We start from the raw sequence: 12,391 nt of genomic DNA, 5'->3' as shown, positions 1-12,391 counted from the left end.
TACCAATTTTTATCATATGAAAAACTTGTTTTATATCTTCGTGATTAGTTTTTTAACGTCATGTGCAGCAATACATAATGTGCCAACCTCTCAGAATCCAAATAATTTTATTCAACCAAATACAACAAGTTCTTTTGTGGATCAAAACGGAAATTTTTACCCAGATAATTGGTTGAAATCGTATGGTAAACCTCCTAAAAATGCAAGTCGTAGAGATTATTCATTAATGAAAATTGCGACTGAAAGCAATTTTCAAAATCAATTAACTTCTTATGAAAGTTTGCGTTTGAAAAATATCGAAAAAAGAGTTAAAAATAAGAAACGTGTCATCATTTTTGTGCATGGAATTGATAATGATTATTTGTTTAGCCTGAAAAATTACAATAAAGCCAAAACTTATATGAATATTAATTCTTCGAATGATGAGGTGATTAATTTTTATTGGGATGGATTGGTGAACGAGAGTCTTTTTGGTACTGCAAAAGTTTGGGTAAGTGCAACGACAAATAGCCAAATGGCGGGTGTTTTCGGGCTTCGTAGAATTTTGAATGTCATTCATAACAAAGACGTTTATTTGATTTCGCATAGTCGTGGCGCATCGGTTGTTTTGAGCTCGTTGGTGAATCCTTCGTTGCGTGAAAGTGAGATAAAACGTGCTGAAACTGCGCATCATGTCGATTTTACGAATGCAGAAACTTTGTTAGAAAATAATAATAAAATTTACAGCATTATGTTGGCGCCTGCGATTGGAAAAGTTGATTTCACATTGGATAATAATCAATTAAAAACCTTTACACCTCAGTTAAAACGCATGCATATCACGATAAATAATACGGATTATGTATTAGGGAAAGGAAAGATTGGGGTTTTATCTCGAAGTTTGATTGCGACAGATTTTGGTTACAAAAAAGATTTATATGATGAGCTTTCTAAAAATTATACATTCTTAGAAGAAACAGATTTTTCTGGACAAGATTCGCACGAATTTAGAGAATATATCACTAATTCGAAGTTTGTTACTATTCTGAAAGAATTCAAGTTAGCGAAATAAAGCGAAATGCGAACTTCGAATCTCGAAATGCGAGATTCGAAAATCATTTCTTAAATTCAATCACTTCCAAATTTTCAATTTTTCCTTTATTCAACTCAAACCGTAACATTGTACGAACTTTCTGAAAACCGTGTTTACCAACTGCGCCAGGGTTCATGTGAATTAACCCTAATTGTTTATCAGGCATTACTTTTAGAATGTGTGAATGTCCACAAATAAATAATTTTGGAGGATTTTCTGTGATTTCTTTTCGTATTGTAGGATTATATTTCCCTGGATAACCGCCAATATGTGTTATCCAAACATCAACACCTTCTAACGTAAATCTGTTGTTGAGCGGAAATTCTGCGCGCGCTTTATTATCATCAATATTTCCATAAACAGCACGCAAAGGTTTTATTTCAGCTAATTTATCGGTTACAGAAATATCGCCAATATCGCCAGCATGCCAAATTTCGTCTGCTTGTTGCGCATATTCCAAAATTCTATCGTCGATATAAGAATGCGTGTCCGAAAGTAAAAGAATTTTCTTCAAAAGGTTGTATTTTTGTTGCTCAAATTTACAACAATTGCGATATTTTTTAGAATTAGCATACAACGGAAAAAATTATTTTGGTTATCAAATTCAACCCAATCAAATTTCGGTTCAAGAAGTTATTGAAGATAGATTGTCTAAAATCTTAAGAAAAGAAATTTCGATTGTCGGAGCAGGGCGTACAGATTCTGGTGTTCATGCGAAAAAGATGTTTATTCATTTTGATTATGAAGAAGAATTATCGGTTGATATAATCAAAAAGTTAAATTCTTTTTTACCAAAGGACATCGCTGCTTATCGTTTATTTTTGATGGATGATGAAGCGCATGCTCGTTTTGATGCAATTTCACGTTCTTACAATTATTTTATTTCACCTTTCAAAGATCCTTTCGCGTTTGATAGTGCTTGGATTTTTAATCGAGAATTGGATATTGAAAAAATGAATGAAGCAGCAAAATTGTTAATTAAGCAAGGAGATTTCGGAAGTTTTGCTAAATTACATACCGATGTGAAAACAAATATTTGTGATGTGAGAGAGGCTTTTTGGCGCAAAAATGAAAACGGACAATTGGTTTTTCAAATCACTGCCGATCGTTTTTTACGAAATATGGTGCGCGCAATTGTTGGAACATTGGTTGAAGTTGGATTAGGAAGAATTTCTATCCACGATTTTGAAGAAATTATTGAACAAAAACAACGTTCTTCGGCAGGAGCTTCGGCACCAGCGCAAGGATTGTATTTGGTAGATGTTCAATATCCAAAAGAATTATTTAAAAATGAGTTCAAATAACGAGAATACATCGTTTGATTTTAATGGATTAAAACGTGTTTTACAAATCGGAGCACAAAGCAAAGTGATGTTTTGGTCGGTGGTTTTTGTAGCGGTTTTTAGTGCGTGTTTTTCTGTTTATCGTCCGTATTTAACGGGAAATATCATCGACGATTATATTCAGACAAAAGATTTATCAGGGCTTCAAATGCAAATCGTGAAACTATCTTTGGTGTTAGTTTTCGAAGGAATTTTGTCTTTTTTTATGGTTTATTTAGCGAATGTTGTTGCACAACGAGTTATCCGTTTGTTGCGCGTTCGTTTGTATAATCATTTGATCAAATTCAAGCTTGGTTACTTCGATAAAACGCCAAATGGAGTTTTGGTAACGCGTTCAGTTTCTGATATAGAAACGATTGCCGAGGTTTTCAATGACGGAATTTTAGTGATGTTAGGCGATGTACTAAAAATCATTTTCATTGTTTTTGTGATGTATTGGATGAATTGGGTTTTAGCAACGGTTGTGATTGTGATTCTTCCATTGATGATGATTATTACACGATTATTCCAAAAAGCATTGAAAAATGTTTACCAAGAAGAACGTACAATTGTGGCGAAGCTGAATACGTTTGTGCAAGAACGATTAACAGGAATGAATATTATTCAGGTTTTTAATCGTCAGCAAGCAGAATACAATAAATTCGTTTCGATTAATAATGATTTAAAGAAAAATTATCTAAAAACAGTTTTCTATTTTTCATTAATGTTTCCTGTTGTCGATATTATTTCGGCTTTAGCAACAGGAAGTTTGATTTGGTTTGGAGGTCTTAGAACTGCTGTTTATGGAGATGTTTCTGTCGGAGATTTGATTGCTTTTACACAATATGTTACGTTGTTAACTGCGCCAATGCGTGCAATTGCAGAACGTTTCAATACCATTCAGCGTGGTTTGGTAGGAGCAGATCGTGTGTTCAAAATTATTGATGATGATCAAACGTTGCCAGATAACGGAACAATAAAGTTGGATCATGTAAAAGGTAAAATCGATTTTGAAAATGTGAAGTTTTCTTATGTTCCGAATAATTTGGTGTTGAAAGGAATTTCTTTTTCGACAAAACCAGGTGAAAAAATTGCAATTGTAGGAGCAACAGGTGCTGGAAAATCTACTATAATTAATTTATTGAGTCGTTTTTATGACATCGATTCTGGAACAATTAAAATAGACGATGTAAATATCCATGATATGGAATTGAAAAATTTACGTCAACACGTTGCGGTTGTTTTGCAAGATGTTTTCTTATTTAATACAACAATTTATGACAATATTGTTCTAGGAAATAAAGATATTTCGTTGGAAGAAGTTCAGAATGCGGCTAGAATAATAGGAATCGATCATTTTATTATGTCGTTACCAAAAGGTTATTATAGTGAAGTAAGCGAGCGGGGAGCTACCCTTTCTGTTGGGCAACGACAGTTGATATCCTTTCTGAGAGCATATATTTATAATCCACAAATTTTGGTATTAGACGAAGCAACATCATCGATTGATACCGAGTCGGAAGAATTGATTCAGAATGCAACAGATAAGCTAACGCAAGGCAGAACTTCTATCATCATTGCGCATCGTTTAGCAACAATTCAGAACGCAGATAAAATTATTGTAATGGATAATGGAATGATTGTTGAACAAGCTACACATAGCGAATTGTTGGATCAAAAAGGTTATTACGCCAATTTGTATGAAGTTCAATTTTCGAAAGAAAATTGAAAAATTAACAAAAATAAATCGTTAGATTTGTTTATATTCAACAATCAATAATATTAACTTTAAAACTCTAATTAAAATGAAAAAATTATTTTTAGCCGCTGCAGTATTAGGTGTGGTTTCTTTATCTTCTTGTAAATCTGAAAAAGAAAAAGTAGATGCAAAAGTAGAAAACACACAAGAAAATGTAGCAAATACAGTAGAAGACCAAGTAGAAGCTGGTAAAGAGACAATGGATAAAATTGCTGATGTAGCAAAAGATTTACCAACTTTCTCTGATCCAAAAATTACTGAATTTGTTGGAAAATACAACAAATGGGCTGCTGACATGAAATTAGCTGCAACTGCTGGTGATGCAAATAAATTAGCTGAATTGACAAAACAATCAGTAGATTTTCAAAAAGAATTACAAGGTTTTACTCAAACTTTGAAACCAGAAGATGCTAAAAAATTACAAGATTGGACAGCTGAAATTCAGAAACAATTAAACAAATAATTAAATTTATATTTAATGATAAGCTCGAATTTATTCGGGCTTTTTTTATGGATTAAATTATGATTTAAGATATAGATTGATAATATAATAATGTATATCTTTATCACAAAAATTTATAGATATCAATTTTTATATATGACATTAGTACAATTACAATATGTGCTGGCAGTGGCTGAGCATAAGAACTTTACAATTGCTGCTGATAAATCCTTTGTAACTCAACCAACATTGAGTATGCAGATTCAGAAATTGGAAAAAGAATTGAATATTGATATTTTCGATAGAACATCGCATCCAATCAAAATCACTCAAATTGGAGAGAAAATTGTTGCGCAAGCAAAAACAATTTTAATGGAAGCTAACCGAATGAAACACTTGGTAAACGAAGAAAAAGGTTTGTTAGAAGGTGATTTCATTATTGGTGTTATTCCTACTGTTTTACCTTCTTTGGTACCATTATTTTATAAAACATTTCAGAAAAATAATCCGAAATCGAATCTTATTATCAAAGAATTGCAAACGGATAAAATTATAAAAGGAATAAAAGATGGTTCGTTGGATTTTGGTATTGTGGTTTCACCACTTTTCGAAGATCAAATTATCGAAAAACCGCTTTATTATGAGCCATTAGTAGCTTATGTACCAAACGGGCATCGCTTATCTGACAAAGATAAAATCAATGAAGATGATCTAAACACTTCTGATTTATTAATCTTGCAAGAAGGACATTGTTTCAGAAATAATGTGTTGGCTTTATGTGATACTTCTAATCTGAAAAATCGTCCGATTAAGTTAGATTCAGGAAGTTTTGAAGCCTTAGTTAAATTAGCAAATGATGGATATGGAATGACCTTGTTGCCTGCTTTGGTTGCAGATGATTTGCCACAAGAGTATAAGAAATTTGTTAAAAACTTTGAGTCGCCAGTTCCAACACGTGAAGTTTCGTTAATTTTTCATCAATCTCAATTAAGAGATTCTTTCGAGAAAGAATTAATCAATACAATTCAAAGTATTTTGAGAGGAAAAATATTCTTAGAAAAAGATCAAAAGTTAGATTCGAATATGGTTTCTTTACCAAAAAAATAATAAAAAAAAACGACTCAAAATTTAATTTTGAGTCGTTTTTTATGTCTTTAAATTTCCTTTAAGGAACTATTGTTGTAAATAAATACGTAGCAAAAAGTGTTAATAAAACAATTCCTTGCTGAATATTTGTTCGACCAGAATTTAATGATAAATAAACAGTGAATAAGGATAATACTAATAAGATAGATGATTTTGCATCTATTCCTAATGTTACTTCTAGTCCTGTAAAATAACATACGATTGCTACAGCAGGAATTGTTAATCCAATTGATGCTAAAGCAGAGCCTAAAGCCAAGTTAAGGCTTGTTTGTAAACGGTCTTGTTTTGCGGCTTTATATGCGGCTAAACCTTCTGGTAATAAGATAACTACGGCAATTATAATTCCCACCAATGATTTTGGAGCACCTAAATCCATCACAATTGTTTCGATGGTTGGCGATAATTTTTTTGATAACAAAACGACTGCACACAAAGCAACTAATAATAAAACTAAACTCGAGATTGTAGTCAATAAATTTGGTTTTTCGACATGTAATTCTGATGTCACATTATCTTTGCTAGTTTGCGGTAAGAAATAATCGCGGTGACGAATGGTTTGGACAGAAATAAATCCGCCATATAAAATAAGAGAAATAATTGCGACAAAGATTAACTGGGAAGAAGAGAATTCACCTCCTTTTTCTGATGTCAAAAAATTTGGTAAAACCAAGGTCAATATAGATATTGCAACTAAAGTAATTAAAGCAGTTGAAACACCTTGTTTGATAAAGTTCTGTTCTCTATAACGAACTCCTCCAGCCAATAAACAGATTCCGATAATTCCGGTAAGAATAATCATTACAGCAGCAAAAACGGTATCTCTTGCCAAAACAGAAGGGAAGCCGGTAGGTTCGGACATCATCAACGAAACAATAAGCGAAACTTCTATAACTGTAATAGCTAAAGCTAATATAATGGTTCCGAAAGGTTCACCAACTTTATGTGCAACAACTTCCGCGTGATGTACAGCTGATAAAACAGCTGAAATTAGAATAATTCCTAAGATTGCTGAAAACCACATCTGATCTTTAAATCCTTCGGCTATAGTTAATGAAAATATGGCAAGAATGGGACAGATGATTGTCCAGTATGGTAAAGCTAAATTGAATTTTTTTGAAATAAAATTATCTACATGCATTAATTATAAGGTTTTGGATTTTTACAAATTTAATAAATAATATTGATAATTGTTATGTGTAATTATCATGAATAATAATAATCATAATGTTTAATAATCATAAATATTAATAGTTATTTCAATAATTGAGTAAAAATAAACTTTTTAACTAATGATTATCATACCTCTACTATCAATAAACGATTAAATTTGCAAAATGTTAAACGTATCTGACGAAAAGTTAAAAAAATGGTTTAGCACATCATGTGTGTGGGAAACGATAAGTTGTACGCTCTTATTTTTGGTCGCAATGCCAATAAAATATCAATTCGATTATGTGTTGCCAATGCCATTTGCTGGTTGTTTTCACGGTTTTTGGTTTACAGCTTACTTGATTTTACTTTTTAGAGTAAGAAGAATATATAAATGGGACGACGAAGACTTTATCATTTATGTGATGTATGCATTTATTCCGTTTGCAACTTTAGCGGTACATAAAGTAATAAAAGAGGATAAAAATAATAGATAAATTAAAAAACGGTTTCTTTTTGAAACCGTTTTTTAATATCCATATATTTTACGCCATTTAGCTACAGTGTTTCGACTGATTTTAAACTTATCAGTAGTATATGATGTATTGGTATAATTATTTTTTTGCTGAAATTTCAAAATTTCTAAAACAGAACTCAAATCATAAGATTTAATTCTGTGGTAGGAATTTTTTATTCAATTATGAATAGTGTTTTTAAGGATATTGTATTCATTCGAAATTTTTTGAATTTTCTTTTTTTCTTCAGTGTATAAATTCTAAAAAAAATCATATTTCAACAACTTCGACCATTTAATAAATCGTCTATTTGTATGTCTTTACTTAGCGATTGAGTATTAATTTCTTTTTCAGAATAAGTTTTGAAGAAACCTTTGATACGGGATATATCAATTCCAAGTTCGTCGACTTTTTTTGATTAAATAACCCATGTGAATATCTTTCATAGGTAAGTAGGTTTTGAGTAATTGTAAATGTAGTAAATCGAAATCTGTATTTCTATTAATTTTCTCAAAAATAGAATGATTTTATGTACAAAAAGATCGTTTCGTTATATAGAATTTATTTTATAAATTTATGCGACTAAATTAAGTATAATGATTATTCAACCAAGAACAAGAGGTTTTATTTGCATTACGACTCACCCTGAGGGAACTGCAAAAAATGTTCACAATCAAATTGAGTACGTAAAATCAAAAAATATTTCAGCCGAAGGACCAAAAAAAGTATTGGTAATTGGAGCTTCGACAGGTTTTGGTCTGTCATCTCGTATTACAGCTGCTTTTGGATATAATGCTGCAACAATAGGTGTTTTCTTCGAAAAACCTGCTGCACCAAGAAAACCGGGGACTGCGGGGTGGTACAACACAGCTGCTTTTGAGAAAGAAGCGCAAGAAGCTGGTTTGTATGCAAAAAGTATTAATGGAGATGCTTTTTCTGATGAGATTAAACAACAAACGATTGATTTAATCAAACAAGATTTAGGTCAAGTAGATTTAGTAGTTTACAGTTTAGCTTCGCCTCGTCGTACACACCCAAAAACAGGTGTTGCGTATTCATCAGTTCTTAAACCAATTGGTGAACCATTTACAAATAAAACAGTAGATTTTCATACAGCAGAAGTTACAGATATTACAATTGATCCGATTGAATCTCAAGAAGAAATTGATAATACAATTGCTGTAATGGGAGGTGAGGATTGGAAATTTTGGATGGAAGATTTGAAAGCTGCTGGTGTTTTAGCTGAAGGAGTAAAAACTGTTGCTTATTCATACATAGGGCCAGAATTGACGCATAGAATCTACAAAGATGGATCGATTGGTATGGCTAAAAACGATTTAGAAAAAACGGTTCCTGTTATCAACGAATTATTAGCAGATTTAAATGGTGTTTCTTACGTTTCTGTAAACAAAGCTTTGGTAACACAGTCTAGTTCTGCGATTCCAGTTGTGCCATTATATATTTCGTTATTGTACAAAGTAATGAAAGCAAAAGGAATTCATGAAGGTACAATCGAGCAAATGCAACGTTTGTTTGCAGAGCGCTTGTATACTGCAAATGGAGAAGTTCCTTTGGATGAAAATGGACGTATTCGTATTGATGATTTGGAAATGCGTGAAGATGTACAAAAAGAAGTGGATGATTTGTGGAAAATTGTAACTTCTGAGAATATTAAAGAAATTTCTGATATCAAAGGTTATCATGATGAATTCTTACAGTTGTTTGGATTTAGTTTTGATGAAATTGATTATGATGCTGATACAAACGAATTGGTAGCAGTTCCAAGTATTGAAGAATAAGAAGATCATTTCAATAAAATAATACAAAAACCTCGAAAATTATTTTCGAGGTTTTTTTTGTCTCAATAAAATAAGTCAAAAATAATTTTATTCGTATTTGTTTAGATTATAAGATTTTGTTTCGTTAAAAATATGGAGTGATTATTATTAATAATTTAAAAAAATATTTTAATATTAGTTTTAAATTATATTATTCTTAAATTTTAAGTTTTCTTTTAGAGATATATCCAAAAAATATGAAATTTATTTTTCGAATCTTAAAAATATATCCGAAACACTTTACATTTCATTAAGTTTTAACACATGTATTTTTATGTCAATTTGGAAAATTAAACCATTAGCGAAGTTAATAGAAGATTCGCAAGAAACAGAAGGTGGTTTAAAAAGATCTTTATCTTCGGGAGCTTTAGTTGCTTTGGGTATTGGCGCTATCATCGGTGCCGGATTATTTAGTTTAACAGGAATAGCAGCGGCAGATCATGCTGGTCCAGCAGTTACTTTATCGTTTGTTTTAGCCGCGGTTGGTTGTGCGTTTGCAGGTCTTTGTTATGCCGAATTTGCTTCGATGATTCCTGTTGCAGGAAGCGCTTACACGTATTCTTATGCAACAATGGGTGAGTTTATAGCTTGGATTATTGGTTGGGATTTGGTGTTAGAATATGCTTTGGCAGCGGCAACCGTAAGTGTGAGTTGGTCGGCATACGTCGATAAATTTTTACAAGGAATTAATATTCATTTACCTCAAGAATTATTGCATGCTCCAGCCGATGGAGGAATGGTTAATTTACCAGCAATATTTATTGTGTGTTTATTGTCTTTAGTACTTATTAGAGGGACGAAAGAGTCTGCTATTATCAATAATATTCTTGTTATTTTAAAAGTTACAGTTGTAATTGTTTTTATTGTTTTAGGATGGAGTCATATTAATCCTGAAAATCATATACCATTTATTCCTAAAAATATTCCAGGAACTCAATTTGGAGGAATGCCAGGGATTGCAGCAGGAGCAGCAGTCGTTTTCTTTGCTTTTGTTGGTTTTGATGCGGTTTCTACTGCAGCACAAGAAGCTAAGAATCCACAAAAAGGAATGCCAATAGGAATCTTGGTGTCATTGGTTATTTGTACCATATTGTATGTGTTATTTTCATGGGTAATGACAGGTTTGGTACCATACGAAATCTTTAAGGGAGATGCTTCTCCAGCAGCGACAGCTTTTGCGGTAACAGGTTATACATTTTTACAAAGTGTGTTGATTTTGGCAATTATTGCAGGCTATACGTCGGTTATATTAGTGATGTTATTAGGACAAAGTCGTGTGTTTTATAGCATGAGTAATGACGGATTGTTACCTTCTTTCTTTTCAGATGTTCACAAAAAATTTCGCACGCCTTGGAAAACTAATTTATTCTTTTTGGTATTTGTAAGCATTTTTGCAGGTTTTGTTCCAATCAAAGATTTAGGGCATATGGTAAGTATCGGAACTTTATTCGCTTTTACATTGGTGTTTATTGGAATAATTGTAATGCGCAAAAAAATGCCAAATGCTGAGCGTAAGTTTAAAGTTCCATTGGTTCCTCTAGTTCCAATTTTAGGAATTATTGTATGTGTTTATTTAATGACATCATTAACGATGGAAAGTTGGTGGCGACTTTTAATTTGGTTAGTGATCGGAATTTGTATTTACTTTTTCTACGGAAAACAACATAGTAAGGTTGATGGTTAGAAAATTATCATTTTGAGTTTTTTTTAGAAATCCTTTGTCTTTTAGATGAAGGATTTTTTGTGGTGATAAGAAACCTAAAAAAAAGTTTGAACAATGTTTAAGCTTTTCGTGGGCTGACAGGTTGATCTTGCTACCTTTATTTGGACATAAGAATTATGGATTAAGCTGTAAAAATTAACTTAGAAAAATGAAGAAAAAATTTTATAGTAAAGAGTTTAAAGATCGCGCCGTTCAACAGAGCTACCAGCGTGAAAATATCAAAGAGCTCGCAGCTTAGGTCTTAAATATTTTGTCCTATTTTTTGTTGCAAGTTCAGTTTTTTGGCGTGCAATTCTTTTAAACGTAATCACTATAGTAGGAAAATTATTTTTTGGATTTTTATTTTACGTAAAACCGTAATTTGGTTTTAGATAATTGTTGGAGATTTGTAAAATTGAAAATATAAATTACATTATTGATATAGAATAGTTTTTGTTATAATGTCAATAAAGTAAAAAAGATTAATTTTGTAAAAAAGTAAATATTGATATATGAGAATGTACAGTATGTTAGGAGGAGCAACTGCTGGACTTATAGTAGGATCAGAAACGGGTCCTGGAGTTCTTATTACAGGCTTTTTAGGTGCAGTCGTTGGAGGAGTAGTAGGTGAAGAAACAATGGAATTTTATTTAGATAAAGCTATGACTCCTTTGACACCTGATCAAAAAAATCAACAAACACAAAAATTAATTCAAAGTAGTCAAACAGTATCAGGACCATTAAAATACTAGTAGTAATGAGTGAAATAATAATAGAGAAAAGTAACGAAAAAATAATTGGATTAATCTTATTTTTTATATTATCTAATATATTGTCAATCTTTATGATTTTTAACTCAAATTTCTTTGTTTCTAAATTTATTCAAAATGATATTTTAATTTTTATTGGAGGAATAATAGGTTTTATATATACGTTTGCTATGGTTATCACTCATATAATACTATTATTAAACAAAGAAAAAGGTATTATATTAACTAATTTTGGAATAACAGATAATTCTAATTATGAAAGTCTGGGATATATTAAATGGGACGATATTTCTCACATAAAAACTGTTAAAACATATTCCGGTGAATATTTAGAATTATCAATTAAAAATAAAAAAAATTACATAATAAATAATAATATAAGTCTTTTAAAAAGACTTCTTATTGTTATGAATAATTGGCATCCAAATGAAACTATAATTTTAAATTCTAGAAAACTAAACTGTACTTTTCAAGAGTTAGAGGCTTCAGTTATTACAAAATGGGAAAAAAGAGATAATTAGATTAGTTGGTCTACTCCAAGGTAATGTTCAAATGTGTTATTTTTACACAACGTATAATTCACTATAACACAAAAGGCAAACGTTTGTTTGCCTTTTGTTATTTTATAAAGTTGCTACATTTTTATTAAAGAAATCTGTGGGTACGTCATATCCTC

At 31.3% G+C, this 12,391-nt stretch carries 12 protein-coding genes; 10 read left to right on the top strand and 2 right to left on the bottom strand.

Annotation, left to right across the window (positions count from 1 at the left end; all coding sequences use genetic code 11):
* Positions 1–16: 16 nt before the first annotated feature.
* Positions 17–1,051 carry an alpha/beta hydrolase gene (locus tag B3578_RS03040; RefSeq protein WP_291046974.1) on the top strand — a complete coding sequence of 345 codons (1,035 nt, stop codon included), beginning with the start codon at positions 17–19 and terminating at the stop codon, positions 1,049–1,051.
* A gap of 43 nt (positions 1,052–1,094) precedes the next feature.
* Here B3578_RS03040 and B3578_RS03035 read toward each other — a convergent pair whose 3' ends face one another.
* Complete coding sequence (locus B3578_RS03035; protein WP_125350164.1) at positions 1,095–1,586, bottom strand: metallophosphoesterase family protein; 492 nt, start codon at positions 1,584–1,586, stop codon at positions 1,095–1,097.
* 34 nt (positions 1,587–1,620) lie between these two features.
* Between B3578_RS03035 and truA the strand changes: the two genes are divergently transcribed.
* The 4 genes from truA to B3578_RS03015 all read left to right on the top strand — a co-directional run bounded on the left by truA (position 1,621) and on the right by B3578_RS03015 (position 5,702).
* Positions 1,621–2,376, top strand: coding sequence for a tRNA pseudouridine(38-40) synthase TruA (truA, locus tag B3578_RS03030; protein ID WP_291046972.1), 756 nt, complete (start codon positions 1,621–1,623; stop codon positions 2,374–2,376).
* Positions 2,363–4,123 (top strand): ABC transporter ATP-binding protein, encoded by a 1,761-nt coding sequence (locus B3578_RS03025; protein ID WP_291046970.1) that lies wholly within the window; start codon positions 2,363–2,365, stop codon positions 4,121–4,123. Before truA ends, B3578_RS03025 begins: the two co-directional genes overlap by 14 nt.
* Before the next feature lie 76 nt (positions 4,124–4,199).
* Positions 4,200–4,616 carry a hypothetical protein gene (locus B3578_RS03020; RefSeq protein ID WP_219034549.1) on the top strand — a complete coding sequence of 139 codons (417 nt, stop codon included), beginning with the start codon at positions 4,200–4,202 and terminating at the stop codon, positions 4,614–4,616.
* A gap of 135 nt (positions 4,617–4,751) precedes the next feature.
* Positions 4,752–5,702, top strand: coding sequence for a LysR substrate-binding domain-containing protein (locus B3578_RS03015; protein WP_038333906.1), 951 nt, complete (start codon positions 4,752–4,754; stop codon positions 5,700–5,702).
* Between the two features lie 58 nt (positions 5,703–5,760).
* Here B3578_RS03015 and B3578_RS03010 read toward each other — a convergent pair whose 3' ends face one another.
* Complete coding sequence (locus tag B3578_RS03010; RefSeq protein ID WP_221856730.1) at positions 5,761–6,879, bottom strand: calcium:proton antiporter; 1,119 nt, start codon at positions 6,877–6,879, stop codon at positions 5,761–5,763.
* Between the two features lie 196 nt (positions 6,880–7,075).
* Here B3578_RS03010 and B3578_RS03005 point away from each other — a divergent pair, with 196 nt between their 5' ends.
* The 5 genes from B3578_RS03005 to B3578_RS02985 all read left to right on the top strand — a co-directional run bounded on the left by B3578_RS03005 (position 7,076) and on the right by B3578_RS02985 (position 12,236).
* Entirely contained in the window at positions 7,076–7,387 is a 312-nt protein-coding gene (locus tag B3578_RS03005) for a DUF3817 domain-containing protein (protein ID WP_038333915.1), read from the top strand.
* A 614-nt stretch (positions 7,388–8,001) separates the two neighbouring features.
* Positions 8,002–9,204 carry an enoyl-ACP reductase FabV gene (gene fabV / locus B3578_RS03000; RefSeq protein ID WP_125350168.1) on the top strand — a complete coding sequence of 401 codons (1,203 nt, stop codon included), beginning with the start codon at positions 8,002–8,004 and terminating at the stop codon, positions 9,202–9,204.
* A 313-nt stretch (positions 9,205–9,517) separates the two neighbouring features.
* A complete protein-coding gene (locus B3578_RS02995) occupies positions 9,518–10,927 on the top strand; it encodes an amino acid permease (RefSeq protein WP_291046955.1) in 1,410 nt (469 codons plus the stop codon).
* 545 nt (positions 10,928–11,472) lie between these two features.
* Entirely contained in the window at positions 11,473–11,697 is a 225-nt protein-coding gene (locus B3578_RS02990; protein WP_291046953.1) for a hypothetical protein, read from the top strand.
* A gap of 5 nt (positions 11,698–11,702) precedes the next feature.
* Positions 11,703–12,236, top strand: a complete 534-nt coding sequence (locus B3578_RS02985; RefSeq protein ID WP_280052099.1) for an STM3941 family protein — start codon at positions 11,703–11,705, stop codon at positions 12,234–12,236.
* Positions 12,237–12,391: the final 155 nt, after the last annotated feature.

It is taken from the genome of Empedobacter sp. UBA1574, assembly GCF_002322895.1.
Lineage (GTDB): Bacteria > Bacteroidota > Bacteroidia > Flavobacteriales > Weeksellaceae > Empedobacter > Empedobacter falsenii_B.
Note: the sequence above shows the minus strand (reverse complement) of the source record. Positions and strands in the feature narration are given on the sequence as shown.

Excerpts from the sequence above, each read along its gene's own strand:
- B3578_RS03040 (WP_291046974.1), top strand. The coding sequence starts at position 17 with ATGAAAAACTTGTTTTATATCTTCGTGATTAGTTTTTTAACGTCATGT.
- B3578_RS03025 (WP_291046970.1), top strand. The coding sequence starts at position 2,363 with ATGAGTTCAAATAACGAGAATACATCGTTTGATTTTAATGGATTAAAA.
- B3578_RS03020 (WP_219034549.1), top strand. The coding sequence starts at position 4,200 with ATGAAAAAATTATTTTTAGCCGCTGCAGTATTAGGTGTGGTTTCTTTA.
- B3578_RS03015 (WP_038333906.1), top strand. The coding sequence starts at position 4,752 with ATGACATTAGTACAATTACAATATGTGCTGGCAGTGGCTGAGCATAAG.
- B3578_RS03010 (WP_221856730.1), bottom strand. The coding sequence starts at position 6,879 with ATGCATGTAGATAATTTTATTTCAAAAAAATTCAATTTAGCTTTACCA.
- B3578_RS03005 (WP_038333915.1), top strand. The coding sequence starts at position 7,076 with ATGTTAAACGTATCTGACGAAAAGTTAAAAAAATGGTTTAGCACATCA.
- fabV (WP_125350168.1), top strand. The coding sequence starts at position 8,002 with ATGATTATTCAACCAAGAACAAGAGGTTTTATTTGCATTACGACTCAC.
- B3578_RS02995 (WP_291046955.1), top strand. The coding sequence starts at position 9,518 with ATGTCAATTTGGAAAATTAAACCATTAGCGAAGTTAATAGAAGATTCG.
- B3578_RS02990 (WP_291046953.1), top strand. The coding sequence starts at position 11,473 with ATGTTAGGAGGAGCAACTGCTGGACTTATAGTAGGATCAGAAACGGGT.
- B3578_RS02985 (WP_280052099.1), top strand. The coding sequence starts at position 11,703 with ATGAGTGAAATAATAATAGAGAAAAGTAACGAAAAAATAATTGGATTA.